The sequence below is a fragment of the Chitinophaga sp. 05T412 genome, from assembly GCF_056396465.1.
Map to the genome: position 1 here is coordinate 78422 of NZ_JBFTLN010000011.1, position 17875 is coordinate 96296.

Genomic DNA, 17875 nt, shown 5'->3' on the forward strand with positions numbered 1-17875 from the left:
TGCAATCCCTGCTTCACAACAGGACACGACAATCCAGCATATTACCCATGAGCAAATGCGACATCAAAACAATGAAAAAACAGGTGACTACCTATCCGAAGAAATATGTAGGTGCATCATAAGTTTAGTAGTTATTATGAGGAATATCAAAAAATATGTAGGCTCATCTGATTGAGCTGGTCGTTTATAAAAATAGGGGATTTTTGGATAACTTATAACTGATTAACAAAATCGCTTAAAAAAATCCTCTTATAAAAAGGTAGCGATCCAAACTATTCGGATCGCTGTATAACAAAATAGGTAATCTCTCCATCTTCTCTCACTAAATTCGGCAACCGCTTAAATCCTGTTTTGGCTAACACCTTTTGGGAGCCAATATTCTGTGGATCTGTTACCGCCACCACTTCGCTGGTATCGGTATTGGCAAAGCAATAATCCACTAACGCCCTACTCACAGCAGCGGCAATGCCTTTCCCCCAGGACGCCTGATTTAAAACATATCCTATTTCCAGTTGAGCAGGTACTTCTGCAAAAGGCCGCGCCAGGCAGGTGCCGGCAAAATGATGGGTAACGGCATCAAAAACAGCCCACCGGCTGAGCAATCCTTTTTTATAATCTTCCAGGGCGATATGGAATAGCTCTACATATTGCTCCGGTGAACGATAAGGAATGTATGCCGTTACCCGGGGATCTTCAAACAGTGTAGTGAACAATGAGATTTCTGCAGGTAAAAATTCCCGGATAATAATCCGGTCACTCTGATAAAGTATGTGCATGGCCAATGGTTAAGAAAGGGAAATTAATTCACTTCTTCCAATCAGCCATATTTAATTACCATCTACTAATGATCATCTGAAAAATGGGCTGGCATTCAGGATGGCTTTATCCGCAGGCAGCAAAATACAGTTCGGATAATTGGCGTAGCCGGTCCACATAATAGCGGCAGGGTCCTGGTTGTCGGGATGTGCCAGTCCAAACGCATGGCCTAACTCATGCCCGCCACCACCAATCCATCTTTTGGGATTCAGGTTCTCCGGGTTGGTACCCAGTAGCCCCTTCAGATCCTGATCTCCCATGGCACAGAAACCGCCCGCTCCCGCACCTCCGCCCGGAGCCGCTACATACACAAAGTATACGTAGTTGCTGGTATTAAACTTATTTCCCAGCAATTGTTGCACATCGTTATATGTGTTGTAATAGCCATAAAAACGGGGATCGGTGCCACTGATACTACCGTTGTTGCTGTTGTACCAGGTGCTATCGTGTCCCCCTGTCAAAGTATCCACCACAAAGGAATTCAGCACAAAGGTTTTATTATTGCCCATTTGATTTTTATACCAGGTTTGCAGTTCCAGTATGGTATTTTTCAGTACCGTATAATAGTCAGCGTTATACTTTTTATCGCGGGGAGTGATCAGGTACACCACGACCGATTTATCCAACAATGGTTTCCCTTTTTCTGTGATCACTACTTGTTTTACTACGCTATCTTTTCCGCCTTCTCCGGCTACCAGCAATTTCACCTGGTAAGTGCCGGCGGCAGCAAATTGATGTTGGGGATTTTTTTCCGCCGACGACTGACCATCACCGAATGTCCAGGTGTAGGTAGTCCCATTGGTGGATGCATCTGTAAAATTCACGATACCCGGCAAGATGCCCTCATTCGTCACGGCGAAAGAAAAATCCGCTTTGGGCGCTGGTTTGGGAGTAACCGGCGTGACGGGTGTTACCGGCGTATCTTTGGCATCCTCTTTTTTGCAGGCCATCAGCACCATGCAAAACAATAATGAAAGTGTAAAAGCAAGGCATCTTTTCATCACACAAAAGTACGCGCGTCGTTTCCGGGCAACAACGGCCATTTATAGCTATTCTTTCTGTGATGAAAATGGTTTACTTTATACGTTATTTTTTTCCACGTGTCGTTTTAAGATGGCCAGGGTACCATTCCAATAGAAGTTCAGATGTTGGTAAATTGTGTCGGTGGGGAAATTGGAGATGTCCAGCAGCAACTGCGTATGTGCATCTTCCGGCTGCAATACAAACCGAAGCGCCGTATGATTAGCGGGGATATCCGGCAGGCGCGATAAGGAGCTTAAGAAGTTATAGCTCAACACTTGTTCTGGTACATATTCCAGCACCGTTCCTTTATTTTCAAAGGGCAGATGATGAAAGCCACGGATCACAATAGGGCTGCCGGGCTCCCAGGTGGTGGCTATTTCCAGTTTCATATCCGGGTCTCCCATCCAGGTGGTCATGCGTGGCAGCGTGGTTAACGAGTTCCATACCGCAGACACCGGCGCGAGGATCATTATTTTTTTATTGATGGCTTCCATTTGTTATTTATCTCCCGAAATTTTCCGGTATATCTGCAAATATCTACAAACATCCGGAACGTTTCAACAAAGTATGATGAACGTTTTAACAAAGTACTTTCTCCATACGATACCGACCTTTGTCAGAAATATAACAAGATGAAAAAAGTTTGGCTGATCACTGGTAGTTCCCGTGGATTAGGAAGAAGTATCACGGCTGCAGCACTCGCCTGCGGCGACCTCGTAGCCGCTACTGCCCGTCGCCCGGAAGCCCTCGATGACCTGGTTGCGCAATACCCCGGACAAATATATCCGCAACAACTGGATGTGACAAACGGCGAAGATATCGCTGTTGTAATAGAAAATACCCTCGCAAAATTTGGTCGTATAGACGTGCTGGTTAATAACGCCGGCTTCGGCATTTTGGGAGCCGCGGAAGCATACAGCGATGAGCAGGTAGCGTCACAGCTGGCCACCAACCTCTACGCCCCTATTGCCATCACCCGCGCCGTACTGCCCCATATGCGGCGGCAACGGAGCGGCCATATCCTCCAGATCAGCTCTATTGGCGGCAGAGTGGGCAATGCAGCACTCACCATCTATCAGGCCGCTAAATTTGGCCTGGCGGGCTTCTCAGAAGCACTGGCTAAGGAAGTACTTCCACTGGGCATACGGGTAACCAGCGTGGAGCCAGGCGGCTTCCGTACCGACGCTTTTAGCGGCATGACCACCGCCCCTGCCATACCAGGTTATGAAACTACCGTGGGCGCCAGAATAGAAATGTTTAAAAGCAGTAACTTTAATCCGCCGGGTGATCCGGCTAAAGCGGCAACAGCCATCCTCCAATTGGTGAATAGTTCGACACCACCCATACATCTGCTATTAGGCAGCGATGCCCTAAAGCGGCTGGAACAAGCAATGGAAGAGCATAAACAGGAAATGGAAAAATGGCGTCCGCTGAGTATTTCTACCAACACCGCTGACTAATCATATGACAACCTCCACACTTCATAAGTATCATTCGCCGGTGGCCTCCTCCTGCTACACCACTTTGCACCGGGAAGGAGAACAATTTATTCCGGAATTCGTATTCAGCTACCAGGTATCCGGTACCATGGTAATGAATGATGGCCAGCAGTCTTATACCTTCCATCCCGGCGAGTATAGACTGGGACGACGTAATCACCTGATGAAGTTTCAGAAGATACCACCGGAAGGAGGCGAATTCAAATCGCTTTCCGTACAACTGGATCAGCCCTTTTTACGGAGTATCAGCCTGGAAGCCGGAGAGGTATCCACTTCCGCTGTTACCCGCCCACCAGTCATCTGCCTGCCACCTGACCCGTTGTTTAAAAACTATTTCGACTCGCTCCCTGCGTATCTCCCGTTGCATGAAAAAGACGATGTACTCCTCGTCACCCTGAAACTGAGAGAAGCGGTGTTGCTGTTGCTAAAAGTAGACCCTACGCTGAAGGACATCCTATTTGACTTCAGCGATCCCGGTAAAATAGACCTGGAAGCATTTATGCACCAAAACTACCACTTCAATGTACCACTACAACGATTTGCATATTTAACCGGCAGAAGCCTGGCTACTTTCAAAAGGGATTTTGAAAAGATATTTCATATAACGCCCAGCCGGTGGCTGCTGCAAAGGAGATTACAGGAAGCGCATTATCTGATCCGGGAAAAGGGGCTGCATTCGGCGGATATATACCTGGATCTGGGATTTGAAGACCTCTCCCATTTTTCATTTGCTTTCAGGAAGCAATTTGGCGTAGCGCCTACAAAAATCATTGCAAAGTAACAGCCCCGCTATAGCGGGGCTGTTAATATTTGTTACGCCAGTACGGGCTCCGTATTCTTATCTGCCCAATAACCCAGTATTACAAACAACCACTGAAACTGTGCGGACCAGGCCAATGCCATTACACTCGCCGGTGCATCACCCCAGTAATTCGACAATTGTACTGCCAGCAATAAAACGATGTTGATCCAGAAAATGATTCTTGCTTTGGCATTCAATGGCCGCGTAGCCCGCAGATACAGGATAATACCCGTGATGAACAAAATCAGTTCCACCACCAATGTTCCCACTACGGACGACCAGAGTCCAAATCCAACTTTGGCCGCACCTGCCGCCGGAGTTAATGGTAAATCATGAAAGTGCACCACCAGGTCCAGCAACCAATGGCTCAATACCGCCACTCCCAGGATCAGGGCGTGCCGGAAATTTCTTTTAATGGCATAGTGAACAGCGCCAAACAGGATACCCAGTATTAGGGCGCCTACGAGGCTGTGTGTGAAGGGATAATTGGTAAATTCGATGGTTCTTGTACCGCCCAGTTCCGGATGTAATGCTACTTTTTCTACTCCCAACAGCAGTAAAGTAGGCCATACAAGGTCAGAAAACTGAACAGCCATAAACAGTGTTCCTAGTGAAAGCGTGGGGGCTAATTTTTTTGTGGCCATCCCAAGTCCAAAGTGTCCGATAAACATAATAAACAGTTTTAGGTTGCCATCGCTATGGTTTAAACGATCAGCATTACAAATATTACATTTGTCCCGCATAGTCTGCTTGATAAATATCAAGAAAATTTCCAATGGCATTTTTCTTATCCAGATGGTAAAAAAACAGGGTAACGTACACCCCTATACGGACCGTCCATTTCCGGACATCATTTTGAGGGATGATGAACAGTTATAGAAAAAAAACATACATAAATAAGGGGGTAATATACCGTTGAAATGTGGCAATCTTCTTGTGGTAGCCACTTTATAACATTAAGTGTATGAGCCATATTGTCATTCCTATTCCTCCACTTCCGGGTAAACAGGAAATAGAAGTGGAAGTAACCATCAACAACCAGAAGCAACAGTTGCGGTACCGGGTAGAATTATTCTACTGGGATGATTGCACCAATCCCATGGGACATCGGGCCGATTGTATCAGTGAAATGTTGTCACACCATGATCCGGAGTGGATCGTGTATTATATCGGGGCGCCTACCGACAAGTTTGTACCCATCACATTTGTGAGTAAGGAGAGCAGGAAGTTATTGCACCCGGCGAAAGTGTAGATAACGGGGGCACTACTATTCCCTTTTCGTATAGCCAATAAGGCTATTGGGGAATTTTTGTGCTAATATGTAGCCCTATCAGGACAATCGTTCCAATTTACCTTTACGCTTTACAATGTTTTTGTAATCCCATTGAATCCGCGCCGCATTCTCCAGCCAGCGGGCCATCTGCGTGGTATCAATTTGTTGGGCGTCCGTAAAGCGTATTTCAGCCGCCTTGAAAGTTCCCTCCGGCTGTAACCCTTCTTCCTCAAACGATTGCCCGCTCCAGAACAACAGGCGTACACTATCTTTCAATTTGCTATACCCCACAATAGGATTACCGTTCAGGAACCATACCGGATGCCGGTGCCAGATTTTATTTTCTGCCTGCGGCAGATGTGCATCAATTTCCTTCGCTAACTTTTGAACGATGGCCTTGTCGGCCGGAGATAGCGAATCATTGTATACTTTGATATCTGCATGCATGTTATTGGTTTTTTATTAATAGACATCCAGGATTACTACCTCCTGCTTATTAAATATAAAACGCTCTCCTGTTTTTTTATTAAATAATAATTTTGCCAGTGGTGTATAGGGAGATAGAAAAAAAATAGTGTGATCGTTGATCAATTGTTTGCCCAATCCGGCTAGTATAAAAAAGGATTGTGCTTCGCAGCGTACCAGGGCACCGGTTTGCGCAGCGATATAGATTTTATCTGTATTGACGCTTTCCAGCAATGCCAGTTCCTTTAAATTTTCTGATTGTTGTTTTGCGTACATATCTTTCTCCAGGTGTCCCATGGCGCGTCCTGTTTCATATTTATCACCCGCAGAACTTTTTTCTTCACTATTGGCGGCGGCCTGTGCATTGTCGATGGCCGCTTTTGCCATATCGATGCGCTCCTGTATCAGCGTGCGGCCTGTTTGTTTCAGCTGGTGTTTAAAAGCAATCTTTTCTGCTGTTGTCATAAGTTACCCATCTATTGAATCTCATCTAAATTAAGATTTTTCCCGGCGGATGCAACATAAAAAAAGCGACTCCTGGAAGGAGCCGCTTCTACTTATGCAAGCAAACAACTGTTATTAGTATAAAGTAAACTCTACACGTCTGTTTTGCTGACGACCTGCAGCAGTTTTGTTAGACGCAATAGGTTGTGAAGCACCATATCCAACGGCTTCAATCCGGGAAGCATTGGCACCTTTAGATACCAGGTATGCTTTGATCGCTTCTGCACGTTCTTTTGATAAGCGCATGTTAGTAGTAGCGGAACCGGTGTTATCGGTATGACCTGCTAATTTCAGGCTGAAGTTTTTCTCCACCAGCAGGCTGGCTACTTTATCCAGGCTGGCGAAAGAGGTAGGTCTGATGGTAGCTTTACCCAGGTCAAATTCCAGGTTATCGATCGCATCTTTTACTACTTTCTTATCCGCTTCTGTGATGATGATTTTTTCTTTCACGATCTGTGGTGTTGGTAATGGGCAACCTGCACCATCTACTTTAGTACCAGCAGGTGTGTTCGGGCATTTATCCAGATAATCAGGAACGCCATCACCATCAGTATCTAATTTCATATCGGCTACTTCTTTCTTCAAACCGTCGATAGCTGCCTGGTTACGGGAATCGCTTGCGTCGAGTGAATTTTTCAGCGCCGCATTTTTATCCCATAAATCCATCGCTAATTGTGCAGCAGGATTTACTACCGCTAACTGTGGCTTCTTCTTTTTACCAAGAGCGAATTCAACACCCAGTCGCGCAGTAGAGAATTTATCTTTGGTACCGTTGTCGATGCCATCAAACTTTTTGCTGTTCACGAAATTCACGTTATAAGCCAGGTCGATATTCACACCGCGGGCCACTACAAATTTAGCACCCACGCCTACCGGAATAAATAATTCTCTGTGTGTTTTACCACCATCTGAATTCAATACCGCTGTTTCTGTACCATTAGCAGTAGCTACTGCAGGTTTAAAGGCAATGGCACCCGCACCGGCAGATACATATGGAATGATAGAACTCTGTTTATTTAACCAGTTGATATTAGCAATGCTGAATACACCACTCACCGCTGCTGACCAGTCGATATCTGTTTTAAAAGTAGAGATACCATTGGTGAGTTGCTGAGATGCTTTGGTAGCGCCTTTCACCTGTCCTCTCATGAAGTCGGCCTGTAAACCAAAGTTATGTAACAGTTGCTTCTTCACGTAGCCACCGTATACGAAACCAACATTATTAAAATCGAAGTTGTTGAAATAGTAAGGGCCACCAAATGGACCAAATGCTGCAGAACCACCGCCCCACGCACCAACAGACCATGTACGATAATCTTTCACACCATTGAAAGGAGTTACACGAACAACTTTGCTACGGGTGCTATCCTGCGCAAATGCAGTAGTGGATAACGCCAATACAGTTGAAGCTAATAAGAAAGATTTTCCAGCAATCCTGTTTGTAAACGTACTCATAAAAAAACCTTTTTGGGTTGAATAATATCAATTTCACATTACGACAATCAATTCTCGTTGCTAACAAAAAACGGTACCGAGTTAGAACGAACCGCACTTTGCAAAGGCTGTGCCAACATGCCAAAAATTAACATTAACATATCTTTCAAATCCGATAAAATACATTTGGAATCCTTACTGACAAAGGATTTAACATTTCTATAAAAAACAGCCTTCAAATACAATAAAACAGACATACAAAGGCAGATATGACCGTATAAAAAAATATATGCTAATGATCATCGCCACTTTTTTCCCCATGAAAAAAGGCATCTATTTTAATTAAATAAAATATTTTAATCCTTACATATAGCAGTGATCAGATGCCCGTTATTCACTTCTTTCCCTTATTTTAGCGGTTTGGCGGTAACGGGTATATCTTTTTGCGGCCAGTAAATAACCTATGTCATAGCTATAGCATTTTCTTTTTTATGAGTAAACCACGTAGTCATCCGGCGGCATTGCCTTTTCTTTTTCTCTCTGAAATGTGGGAGCGATTTGGTTTTTATCTGATACTGGGCATCTTCCAGTTGTACMTTACAGACACTTCCAAAGGTGGCTGGGGCATGGACCGTGCTACCGCAGCAGATATCTTCGGTACCTTTATCGCATTCGTATATCTTACGCCTTTTCTTGGGGGATTAATTGCTGACCGCAAACTCGGATACAGCAAATCCATTATTATTGGCGGCATCTTAATGGGTATCGGATATATAGGACTGGCGGTACATCATCTCACGGTGTTTTATTTGTCGCTGGCCCTGATCTGCATTGGAAACGGTTTTTTCAAGCCTAACATCTCTACGTTACTGGGAAATGTATATAATGATGAAAAATACCGTAGTCGCAAAGACACGGGCTACAACATCTTTTACATGGGCATCAACATTGGTGCATTCATCTGTAACTTTTTTGCGGCCTTTCTGCGGAATACCGTAGGTTGGGGCGCTGCCTTCATTGCAGCGGGTATCGGCATGTTCCTGGGCGTATTGATTTTTGTGATTGGCATGAAACATTACAAACATGCAGATGTACGTAAACCAACGCAGGAAGGTGATATGTCTCTGAGTCAAATTTTTTCCGTCGTATTCCTTCCCGCCATTATAGTGGGTTTGGGCGCGTGGTTTATCCCCGGCAACATCTTCGGATCTGATTCTACCGATGCATTCATCTTCGCCTGTATTCCTATCCTGTTCTTCTTTGTATCACTTTTATGGAAAGCAGATGCAAAGGATCGCAAGCCAATATCAGCGCTACTGGCCATTTTTGCGGTATCTATCGTATTCTGGKCGGTATTCAAACAGAATGGTACTGCATTAACTACCTGGGCGCAATACTATACCAATCGCGAGATTCCGGCGGTGATTGAGCCACCTGCCAAAGGACTTTATCTTGTGGAAACAATCGCCAACAAACCGGATTCTGTAACGGCATACGACAGCGAATTCCGCGTCATGCGGGATGCTGCAGGCAAACCGCTGAAAGTATGGGACAAGCTGCCTTATTTCAGAAATGTGGCGCCGGAGAAAATGCCGGCAGAAGGACAAAGTATCAGCTTATACAATACCGAACTATTCCAGTCTATCAATCCGTTTTTTGTCATCACGCTAACGCCGTTGATTGTACTGCTCTTCGCCTTACTGCGTAAACGTAACCGCGAACCGTCCACGCCCTCGAAAATTGCATGGGGGCTGCTGATATCTGCCTTATCCACCCTGATGATGGTAGGCGCGGTATATGTATGCAGCAACGGCGCGGTAAAAGCTTCTCCATGGTGGCTGATTGGCTGTTACGGTGTGATTACAGTAGGAGAATTATTCCTGAGCCCCATGGGATTATCACTGGTATCTAAACTGAGCCCGGTGCGTATTACCTCCCTGATGATGGGAGGCTGGTTCCTGGCTACTTCTATCGGTAATAAGTTATCCGGTATCCTCGCTACATTATGGGATAATTACGATAATAAAGCGAACTATTTCCTTGTCAACTTCCTCTTATTAGGTGGTGCAGCGGCGATTATATTTGCCATGTTGCGCTGGCTGAATGGTATTTTTAAATCGCAGGTAAAAAATTAAATTTTAATAAGACAGGGAACAAGACCAGCCATCACTGGCTACGGTCTGTTCCCTGTTTTCTTTTATAGTATTTCTACAGTTCCGTTAGTTCCGTTCAGGCGTATCCGTTGCCCGTCTTTTATCAGTTTAGTAGCCTGCTCCACTCCCACTACTGCCGGCAATCCGTATTCACGTGCAATCACGGCGCCATGCGTCATTAGTCCGCCCACTTCCGTAATGAGTCCTTTGACAGATACAAATAACGGCGTCCAGCTGGGATCTGTAAAGGTAGTGACCAGGATATCTCCTGCTGCGATATCTGCGTCTTCTACGCGCAGGATCACGCGGGCACGCCCTTCTACCACGCCTGACGACACCGCCAGGCCTACCAGTGCGTTGGCTGGAATGTTTTCACGTTTGTATTTGCCGGCAATGATTTCGCCCTCGGAAGTCATGACGCGTGGCGGCGTTAGTTTTTCAAACAATTGATACGCGGCTTTTCGTTGATCGATCAACGTGGCATCGATTTGTTGTGTGCGCACCGCTTCTCTCAGCTCTTCAAAAGTAAGGTAATAGCTATCTTCTTTTGTGGCCAGCACACCTACCTGTATGAGTAGCGCCACCTCCTTCAACAAGGCCTGTTTATAGGCGTAATAGCGGCAAATTTTGCTGTACTTGGGGTATTCCCGGTAGCCAACGAAATTCCGGATGAGGTCAATCATTCGTTTTGTTTCGCTGACTTTTTCCGCGCTATCCGGTAGTTCACGCAACTTTGTTAATAACATTTTTTCTTTGCGGGCAGCTTCTTCCAGTCCCTGCGTAAACTTCCGCGCAGCAGCACCCGGTTCGAAGTTGCGGATATTACTCAATATCATCGGCACAAGGGCAGCTGGTTTTTCGCTCCAGCGGGTGCTGGTGATGTCTATCTCTCCTATACATCTCATGCCATATTTACGCAGAAAAGCATCAACTGCCTCCCACGATGCGGGTCCACCGGGCAATGACAGCAATCCATGGAGGAAATCGTCGGCTTTCATTTGTTGCAGGTACGTTATCACTTCCGGATAGGGACGAATAGCATCGGCCACGTCCATCAATGCCAGTCCCATTTCAGAAGTAACGTTGTTGGGAGCCGACTGCGACAAAGTATCTGCCATGCCTTTCTCGCCGAGCCACTGCTCCATTTTTTCATTGATCCAGATACAGGCATTCATGGCCGCGATGACCACGCCCAATATTCTCGGATCAAACAAAGTAGTTCTTAGCCGGTGGAGATCATCCAGGATAAAATCAAAAACGGCTACACCGGATTTTGTTTGTATCTGCTGCGTGAGTTCCGCAATGGAAGCTTCGCTGCGGGCAATCAACTCATCTACAAGGGCAGGATCTCCTTCGCTGATGGTGGGTACCCCTGGGAATAACTGCGTTTTTTCGCTGGCCCCTTCTTTTTTCTCTTCTTCCGGTAACAAGGGTATAAAATTCCTTTCTACCAGGGTCATCAGGGCATCCTTAATGAGCGGGTCCGACTGGCCGAGGGCGTTGATGATGGCTTCCCGGCCTCCGGTGGTAGCCATGTTGGGGGCAATATCCACAAATAACCGGCCGGCGGCGGCATACATCGGTCTTGGCGTAGTTAACTGAAACAAGGATAGTCCCAGTGGCTTCAGCGGGTCCGTCATCATTTGCTGATGCGCAACGGATATATAAACATGCCGCTCTGTATCCTGGATAACCGGAACAGGATACAAAGTAGTGATGGGGCGGCTCTGCACAATGTAAAACGTTTCATTAGCCCAGCACCATTCGATGTCCTGCGGGCTGCCAAAATGTGCGGCAATCTTGCTGCCGATAGCGGCAAGGGCCAATATTTGCTCCGCTGTTAACACGGGTTTGTTTTGCATTGTGGGGTCTGGTATTACCTCTTTCACGCCCCCTTCTTCCCGGGCGTAGATGGCCAGTTGCTTGGTCGCTATCTGCTGCGCTATCACTTGTCCATCACGCACCTTATAGTGATCTGCATTCACTAATCCGGCTACCATGGCTTCCCCTAAACCATAACCCGCATCAATACACGATATATTTCTGTTGCCCGTTACCGGGTCTGCAGTAAATAAAATTCCGGCGGCCTGTGGAAACACCATTTCCTGTACCACCACAGCCAGGTGCACTTTACGGTGATCAAAGCCCTGTTGAATCCGGTAAATGATCGCGCGTTCTGTAAACAGTGACGCCCAGCACCAGCTGATATGTTGCAGGATAGCGGCTTCGCCGGTAATATTCAGATAGGTATCCTGCTGGCCGGCAAAAGATGCGTGGGGCAAGTCTTCCGYGGTGGCGCTGGACCGAATAGCATACGCCGTTTGCTCCTTCCCCGCCAGGAATTGTCTGATCGCGGCTTGTACATCACCCGGGATCACCGCACTCTCAATAACGCTGCGAATCCTGCTACTTAGCGCATGTATAGCTTCCTTATCTGTTACCTTCAACACCGACAACCGCTCCAGTAAATCATTCATCTCCCCTATGTCATCCAGCACACGTTGAAATACCACCGTGGAAATACAAAACCCATCGGGTACCTGGATGTCATCCAGTTTGTATAACTCGCCAAGGTTGGCCCCTTTTCCACCTACCAACGGAAAGATGCCGTGATCGATATCGGAGAATTTCCATACCAATGAATGTGGATTAATCATAGTTTGTATGTTAAAGGTTTTGGTTAAAAAACAGTACTGAGGCACCAAAAGTATCTAATGCATACGGGCGAAAAAATCATTTTAAAGTATATTTTTTTTACGCAATAAATGCTTTTATAACGGCGTTTATCTAACAAAATAAGCATCCCAACGCGGGCAAGGGGTCCTTACAAAAATCCGCCACAGTAGCCCTTCTACAAAAATCACCTGAAAACTGGTCCTGAAAACATTTTCCTCCCCGGGGTTGACAACTACCGCTTTAAAACCTATTTTTGATTCGCAAAAAAACGAGGTGTGCCGAAATATGCTTCCGGCTTCTTATCAATTTCAACTTATTATTTCAAATGAAAGGGGAACTCACAACATTAATTGAACAGTTAAAAAATCAGTCGATCACTTTTAAAGAAGTGATTGCATTTATAGAAAATCATTACCAGCATCAGCCTACCGCATTTAAAAACGGGGAGACCTATAACGAAGCTACACAAAACCAGGGCAGTGCTAAAGTATTTGCGTTTGCGCAATTGCAGCAACTGGACAAAGAAGATACCCTGCAGTTGTTTGCAGAACATTACCAGGCGGTATTGCAGCATCCACATGAAACAGATCATCAGAATATCCGCCAGTTTATGGCGCATGGATGGGCAGGCATTGCGTTTGAAGGCACTGCGCTCACCGCAAAATAACATACACAAGACCTGCACCCGGTGCGGGTCTTTTTTTTTGCAGATAGCTGCTTTAGTTACCCTATTAAATCCAGGAAATGTCGTTTGAACCCAATCATCATCGTCCGGAAAATGAATTCACGAAACTAAAGGAAATTGCTTTCTCCTGCCTGAAGCTGGGCACCATTGGGTTTGGTGGCATAGCGGGCATGGTAGCAACTATCGAAAACGAAATGGTGGTCAGGCGTAAATGGATCGATCATCAACATTTTATGGATGTACTGAGTGCGTCTTATATTATTCCCGGCCCCAACGCCGTAGAAGTAGTGATGCACTGCGGAAAAGAGCGTGGTGGCCGTTTGGGACTGGTAGTAGCCGGCATCTGCTATATTCTGCCTGCTATGTTGATTTGCCTGCTTTTCGGCTACTTTTATCAGCGATACAGTGCACTTCCGGATGTACAGGATTTTATCTATGGGCTAAGACCCGCCACCACCGCGCTGGTGATTGGTACTGTATTCCGGCTTTCTCAAAAAACATTACGTAATAATTTCATTCTGGTGATACTCTGCCTCCTGGTATTTGCCGGTTCACTATATGGTTTGAATGAAGTGCTGCTCATCATCGCCGCGGGTATACTCAACTATATCGCACACACACAAAAGAATAAAATCACGCTGTTCACCGGCTTTATATATGTGCCGTTAGTGTTGAACACCCGCTTTTCCAACAGTAAGCTATTCTTCATCTTCCTGAAAATTGGCGCGGTGCTATACGGCAGCGGCTATGTATTGTTTGCATACATGGATGAATCGCTGGTACGACACAACCAATGGCTCACCCGTCAGCAACTCATGGATGCCATTGCGGTGGGCCAGATTACGCCGGGACCGATATTGTCGAGCGCTACTTTTGCCGGGTATCTGATTGGCGGCACGACGGGTGGCGTGATTGCCACCGTAGGTATCTTCCTGCCTTCTTTCGTCATTTCCTTCTTCCTTCACAAACTACTCACCTCCGCACGTAAGAGCGAGCGGCTGCGGCTTTTCCTCGATGGACTGAGTGCTGCCTCTATTTCTATTATCGCCGTAGTGGCACTTCATTTATTCTCCTCGTCCGTGGAGCGGTGGCAGGGCGCCGTGATATTGTTAGTCTGCCTCGCATTGATGCTTATTTTTAAAAATCTGAGCACTGTGGTGATTATCTTAATTGGGAGTATAGGAGGATTTTTGTTGTTAAGCGTTTAGGGAGATGGATACCTCAGTTAGCTCTCTTCTCCTAAAAAATTATCAATCAATCATTTATATAATATATTTATTTTTCTTTATAAAATTCCGATCATTTCCTCCTGCCTGTACGTCGGAAAACTAAACTGACGTAAAATGAAAAATCTAAAAGACAAAGTAGCCGTCGTATTCGCGGCCTCCGGCGACATTGCAGGCGCTGTAGCCAAATCGTTTTCCCAACAAGGCGCAAAGGTGTATGTCACCGCACGGAACCTGGATGCTGTCACCGCATTGGCAGCCCACATCAATTCAAATGGTGGCGAGGCCGAAGCGGCCAAAGTAGATGCCATGAATGAAAGCGACATCGATCAGTTCTTACAACAGGTCATTTCAAAACACGCTAAGCTGGATGTGGTGTTCAATGGCATCGGGGTTAGCTACGAGGAAATGGGAGGTCGTCCACCTACCACCCTGGCTACACTTCAACAATTTATGGCACCCATGGAAAAGATTTGCGGCTCTCAATTTCTTACCTCCCGGGTAGCCGCAAAATACATGATACAAAGTCAATCCGAAGGCACCATACTACTACTCACCGCAGCATTGTCCAGATCGAAACTACCTAACCTGGCAGGCATCACCGCCGCCAGCGCCGCCATGGAAGGGCTCACCCGCGTCATGGCCACCGAATGGGGCGGACATGGCATCAAAGTAATCTGTATTTGTCCTGGTCCATTAGTAGAAACCAAACGCATCTCCGGCTGGATACAGGGCGCAGCAAAGGAATCCGGCATTCCGATGGAACAATTAATTGCGCAATACCAGGCCTTCGATATCCTCAAAGCCACCCTCACCCTGCAACAACTCGGTGATACCGCCGCCTTCCTGGCCTCTCCGACAGGCATAGCGTTTAACAGTCATGTGGTGGATGTGGATTGTGGTAAGCTGAACATTTTATAGTAAATTAAACGACGCTTTTGGTAGTCCCCCGCTATACGCGGGGGCTACCTTATTTTTATTGACCAATACATCCAATGGAAAAAGACGACCTGCTACCATCAGCCATATCCGGCGATATCAATGCCTTCCAGTCATTGTTTGCGGCCTTTCAACCGCATCTGAAATCTTATTTATATCGATTACTCACCAACCGCAATGATGTAGATGACCTCACGCACGATACCTTCATCAAAGCATTTACTAAAATAGCTACCTTCAAAGGAGAAGCAACACTGAAAACATGGGTATTCAAAATAGCTACCAACCTCGCCTATGATCATCTGCGCCAACAAAAAAGATGGCGCCCCGATGCACAGGATCGCGCCGCCGATCTGGCCATCCGCTCAGAAGAAATCAGGGAAGTATTCTGGGCAGTACATAATACTTCTCCTGCCGGCGCATATGAAATGAAGGAACATATCGACTACTGCTTTACCTGCATCTCAAAAACGTTACCCATCGAAAATCAGGTAGCCCTGATCTTAAAAAACATCTATGACTTCCAGGTAAAAGAAATTAGCCATATTCTGGAAAAAACGGACGCCGTCATCAAGCACCTGTTAAACGATGCCCGAAATACCATGACAGATATATTTGAACACCGGTGTGCACTAATCAATCAAAAGGGTGTTTGTCATCAGTGCAGCCACATCAACGAAATATTCAACCCCAAACAAAATCAACAGGAAGCGCTGATGAAACTGGAGCTGGTGAAGGCTTCCAAGAAATATAACCGGGAGCAGCTGTTTAACCTGCGCACCCTGCTGGTAAAATCGATTGACCCGCTACAAGCAACAGGCACCGATTTTCACGAAGAAATCATGAAGTGCCTGAGAACAGCGATCGGAGAAAAAAAAGATTTTTTTGAGCCCGAAAGATAGCAAGCAAAAGATCACTGACGATTGATCTTCATCACCTGTTTCCCACCTTCATAAATGATCAGTGATTGCGTATCCGGAAATTCGATCTGCACATCATATCCTTCGAGGAAAAATTTATGGGTGGACTCCGGATACAACAACGCCGTTGGCACACCGTCACCAGATACTTTAATAGCATTCCCTTCCTGCTCCACCTTGATCACCTTGCCGTTGCTTTGTACATAGTTACCGGTGTAGCTTTTGATTAACTCATCTGCAATCGTGATTCTTTCGTGGCTAACAGCGCCTTTGTTCATCGTTTCCTGCAGCAGGGCACCAACGGGCAGTGCACGTTTTATCACCTGATCAATTACAAACATACCGTTGTCTGCATTGGTCATTACCACCACACCGCTTTGGGATTTTGGTAGAAAAACGGCCATGGTACGCACGCCCACATCGGAGCCGCCATGTTCCAGTGCATATTCTCCGGAAGGTAATCCGGTTACCAATCCCCAACCCAGGCAACGGTAATAGTTTTCTTTTGCCTTCACCTGTGGACGAACCATGTCGGCAAAAAGCGTGTCTGACAAACCCAAACCATTCATCGTAGCAATGCCGAATTTGCAGTAATCTTCCACCGTTGTGATTAAATCGTCTGCTGCACTCACCGGTGTTTGTATTGACATGGCATAGCGTTCCCCTTTTCCGTTGTGCCACATGGCAAACCGGCTGGTATCCAGCTTTCCGCTCCAGTATTGTGTATTACGCATCCCGAGTGGCTTAAAAAGGTACTTTTCCATCAATACATTTAGTGGTTGATGAAATTTATTTTCCAGCGCACGCCGCAAATATTCAAAGCCTTCTCCGGAATAGCGAAATTTGGTGCCGGGTTCGAAAGTAAAGCGCAGCTTCGTATCTCCGTTATCACTGCGCCAGTTCGGAAAACCGGTTTGATGGCTCAATACGATGCGGGTCGTGATTTTATTCAGCCAGGGATTGTCTGCAATATCCGGATCAATCCAATAATGAGAAAGTGGTTCATCCAGGTTCCACAGGCCGGCCTGTATGAGCTTCATCGTCAGCATGGCGGTTACCGGCTTGGTTTGCGAGGCGATATTAAACAGGGTATTTGCGGGCGCGGGATGGCCGTCTTTTACATCACCGAATGTTTTCAACCATTTGATACGCCCGTTCTCAATCAGGCCTACGCCCGCGCATGGAACGTGGTTTTGCGCCATCCAAACGGGGATATCACGGATTAGGGACGGAATAGCGGTATCCTGCTGGGCAAAAATAAGATTGCTGATGAACAGGAAAATAAGAAGGGGCGTGTGGCAGATTTTCATAACCTTAAGATAATACACCAAAAGTACCCTGAACACAAAAGATAAAAAAATAAAAAGCTTTCCGCCTGCAGCGAGTCATCAATAACGTCGTGGTATATACGACGCCATTTAAAGTTCACGCTATTGACTTCCTTGTAAAGGAGGAAGCTC

General features: G+C 46.2%; 17 protein-coding genes. 8 read left to right on the forward strand and 9 right to left on the reverse strand.

Features of this window, described 5'->3' with window-relative positions:
- Positions 1-272: 272 nt before the first annotated feature.
- From AC1DFM_RS23140 to AC1DFM_RS23150, 3 genes are all read right to left on the reverse strand, one after another.
- A complete protein-coding gene (locus AC1DFM_RS23140) occupies positions 273-776 on the reverse strand; it encodes a GNAT family N-acetyltransferase (RefSeq protein ID WP_477079134.1) in 504 nt (167 codons plus the stop codon).
- A 72-nt stretch (positions 777-848) separates the two neighbouring features.
- Positions 849-1817: a PKD domain-containing protein gene (locus AC1DFM_RS23145; RefSeq protein ID WP_477079135.1), complete on the reverse strand. Its 969-nt coding sequence runs from the start codon at positions 1815-1817 to the stop codon at positions 849-851.
- Positions 1818-1895: 78 nt separating this feature from the next.
- On the reverse strand, positions 1896-2333 hold the full coding sequence (locus AC1DFM_RS23150; RefSeq protein ID WP_477079136.1) for an SRPBCC family protein: 438 nt from the start codon (positions 2331-2333) through the stop codon (positions 1896-1898).
- A gap of 138 nt (positions 2334-2471) precedes the next feature.
- Between AC1DFM_RS23150 and AC1DFM_RS23155 the strand changes: the two genes are divergently transcribed.
- A complete protein-coding gene (locus tag AC1DFM_RS23155) occupies positions 2472-3299 on the forward strand; it encodes an SDR family NAD(P)-dependent oxidoreductase (RefSeq protein ID WP_477079137.1) in 828 nt (275 codons plus the stop codon).
- A gap of 4 nt (positions 3300-3303) precedes the next feature.
- Positions 3304-4119 (forward strand): helix-turn-helix domain-containing protein, encoded by an 816-nt coding sequence (locus AC1DFM_RS23160; RefSeq protein WP_477079138.1) that lies wholly within the window; start codon positions 3304-3306, stop codon positions 4117-4119.
- Positions 4120-4151: 32 nt separating this feature from the next.
- On the opposite strand, the gene AC1DFM_RS23165 is transcribed toward AC1DFM_RS23160, so the two are convergent.
- On the reverse strand, positions 4152-4811 hold the full coding sequence (locus tag AC1DFM_RS23165) for a hypothetical protein (RefSeq protein ID WP_477079139.1): 660 nt from the start codon (positions 4809-4811) through the stop codon (positions 4152-4154).
- A 293-nt stretch (positions 4812-5104) separates the two neighbouring features.
- Between AC1DFM_RS23165 and AC1DFM_RS23170 the strand changes: the two genes are divergently transcribed.
- Positions 5105-5392 (forward strand): hypothetical protein, encoded by a 288-nt coding sequence (locus AC1DFM_RS23170; protein WP_477079140.1) that lies wholly within the window; start codon positions 5105-5107, stop codon positions 5390-5392.
- A 78-nt stretch (positions 5393-5470) separates the two neighbouring features.
- Here the strand turns inward: AC1DFM_RS23170 and AC1DFM_RS23175 are convergent, their stop codons facing one another.
- The 3 genes from AC1DFM_RS23175 to AC1DFM_RS23185 all read right to left on the reverse strand — a co-directional run bounded on the left by AC1DFM_RS23175 (position 5471) and on the right by AC1DFM_RS23185 (position 7837).
- Positions 5471-5860 carry a DUF1801 domain-containing protein gene (locus AC1DFM_RS23175; protein WP_477079141.1) on the reverse strand — a complete coding sequence of 130 codons (390 nt, stop codon included), beginning with the start codon at positions 5858-5860 and terminating at the stop codon, positions 5471-5473.
- Between the two features lie 15 nt (positions 5861-5875).
- Positions 5876-6343 carry a hypothetical protein gene (locus tag AC1DFM_RS23180; RefSeq protein WP_477079142.1) on the reverse strand — a complete coding sequence of 156 codons (468 nt, stop codon included), beginning with the start codon at positions 6341-6343 and terminating at the stop codon, positions 5876-5878.
- A gap of 114 nt (positions 6344-6457) precedes the next feature.
- The gene (locus tag AC1DFM_RS23185; protein ID WP_477079143.1) at positions 6458-7837 is read right to left on the reverse strand and encodes an OmpA family protein; all 1380 of its coding nucleotides are present in this window, start codon (positions 7835-7837) and stop codon (positions 6458-6460) included.
- 470 nt (positions 7838-8307) lie between these two features.
- Here AC1DFM_RS23185 and AC1DFM_RS23190 point away from each other — a divergent pair, with 470 nt between their 5' ends.
- Complete coding sequence (locus AC1DFM_RS23190) at positions 8308-9951, forward strand: peptide MFS transporter (RefSeq protein ID WP_477079144.1); 1644 nt, start codon at positions 8308-8310, stop codon at positions 9949-9951.
- 62 nt (positions 9952-10013) lie between these two features.
- Here AC1DFM_RS23190 and ppsA read toward each other — a convergent pair whose 3' ends face one another.
- Complete coding sequence (gene ppsA / locus AC1DFM_RS23195) at positions 10014-12626, reverse strand: phosphoenolpyruvate synthase (RefSeq protein WP_477079145.1); 2613 nt, start codon at positions 12624-12626, stop codon at positions 10014-10016.
- Positions 12627-12970: 344 nt separating this feature from the next.
- On the opposite strand from ppsA, the gene AC1DFM_RS23200 reads away from it, so the two are divergent.
- The 4 genes from AC1DFM_RS23200 (at position 12971) to AC1DFM_RS23215 (ending at position 16397) form a co-directional block, all read left to right on the forward strand.
- Entirely contained in the window at positions 12971-13312 is a 342-nt protein-coding gene (locus tag AC1DFM_RS23200; protein WP_477079146.1) for a HopJ type III effector protein, read from the forward strand.
- Between the two features lie 77 nt (positions 13313-13389).
- Positions 13390-14538: a chromate efflux transporter gene (gene chrA / locus AC1DFM_RS23205; RefSeq protein WP_477079147.1), complete on the forward strand. Its 1149-nt coding sequence runs from the start codon at positions 13390-13392 to the stop codon at positions 14536-14538.
- Between the two features lie 135 nt (positions 14539-14673).
- Positions 14674-15477: an SDR family NAD(P)-dependent oxidoreductase gene (locus tag AC1DFM_RS23210; protein WP_477079148.1), complete on the forward strand. Its 804-nt coding sequence runs from the start codon at positions 14674-14676 to the stop codon at positions 15475-15477.
- 74 nt (positions 15478-15551) lie between these two features.
- Positions 15552-16397, forward strand: coding sequence for an RNA polymerase sigma factor (locus tag AC1DFM_RS23215; RefSeq protein WP_477079149.1), 846 nt, complete (start codon positions 15552-15554; stop codon positions 16395-16397).
- A gap of 11 nt (positions 16398-16408) precedes the next feature.
- On the opposite strand, the gene AC1DFM_RS23220 is transcribed toward AC1DFM_RS23215, so the two are convergent.
- A complete protein-coding gene (locus AC1DFM_RS23220) occupies positions 16409-17725 on the reverse strand; it encodes a serine hydrolase domain-containing protein (protein WP_477079150.1) in 1317 nt (438 codons plus the stop codon).
- Between the last annotated feature and the right edge of the window lie 150 nt (positions 17726-17875).

Excerpts from the sequence above, each read along its gene's own strand:
- AC1DFM_RS23140 (WP_477079134.1), bottom strand. The coding sequence starts at position 776 with ATGCACATACTTTATCAGAGTGACCGGATTATTATCCGGGAATTTTTA.
- AC1DFM_RS23145 (WP_477079135.1), bottom strand. The coding sequence starts at position 1,817 with ATGAAAAGATGCCTTGCTTTTACACTTTCATTATTGTTTTGCATGGTG.
- AC1DFM_RS23150 (WP_477079136.1), bottom strand. The coding sequence starts at position 2,333 with ATGGAAGCCATCAATAAAAAAATAATGATCCTCGCGCCGGTGTCTGCG.
- AC1DFM_RS23155 (WP_477079137.1), top strand. The coding sequence starts at position 2,472 with ATGAAAAAAGTTTGGCTGATCACTGGTAGTTCCCGTGGATTAGGAAGA.
- AC1DFM_RS23160 (WP_477079138.1), top strand. The coding sequence starts at position 3,304 with ATGACAACCTCCACACTTCATAAGTATCATTCGCCGGTGGCCTCCTCC.
- AC1DFM_RS23165 (WP_477079139.1), bottom strand. The coding sequence starts at position 4,811 with ATGTTTATCGGACACTTTGGACTTGGGATGGCCACAAAAAAATTAGCC.
- AC1DFM_RS23170 (WP_477079140.1), top strand. The coding sequence starts at position 5,105 with ATGAGCCATATTGTCATTCCTATTCCTCCACTTCCGGGTAAACAGGAA.
- AC1DFM_RS23175 (WP_477079141.1), bottom strand. The coding sequence starts at position 5,860 with ATGCATGCAGATATCAAAGTATACAATGATTCGCTATCTCCGGCCGAC.
- AC1DFM_RS23180 (WP_477079142.1), bottom strand. The coding sequence starts at position 6,343 with ATGACAACAGCAGAAAAGATTGCTTTTAAACACCAGCTGAAACAAACA.
- AC1DFM_RS23185 (WP_477079143.1), bottom strand. The coding sequence starts at position 7,837 with ATGAGTACGTTTACAAACAGGATTGCTGGAAAATCTTTCTTATTAGCT.
- AC1DFM_RS23200 (WP_477079146.1), top strand. The coding sequence starts at position 12,971 with ATGAAAGGGGAACTCACAACATTAATTGAACAGTTAAAAAATCAGTCG.
- chrA (WP_477079147.1), top strand. The coding sequence starts at position 13,390 with ATGTCGTTTGAACCCAATCATCATCGTCCGGAAAATGAATTCACGAAA.
- AC1DFM_RS23210 (WP_477079148.1), top strand. The coding sequence starts at position 14,674 with ATGAAAAATCTAAAAGACAAAGTAGCCGTCGTATTCGCGGCCTCCGGC.
- AC1DFM_RS23215 (WP_477079149.1), top strand. The coding sequence starts at position 15,552 with ATGGAAAAAGACGACCTGCTACCATCAGCCATATCCGGCGATATCAAT.
- AC1DFM_RS23220 (WP_477079150.1), bottom strand. The coding sequence starts at position 17,725 with ATGAAAATCTGCCACACGCCCCTTCTTATTTTCCTGTTCATCAGCAAT.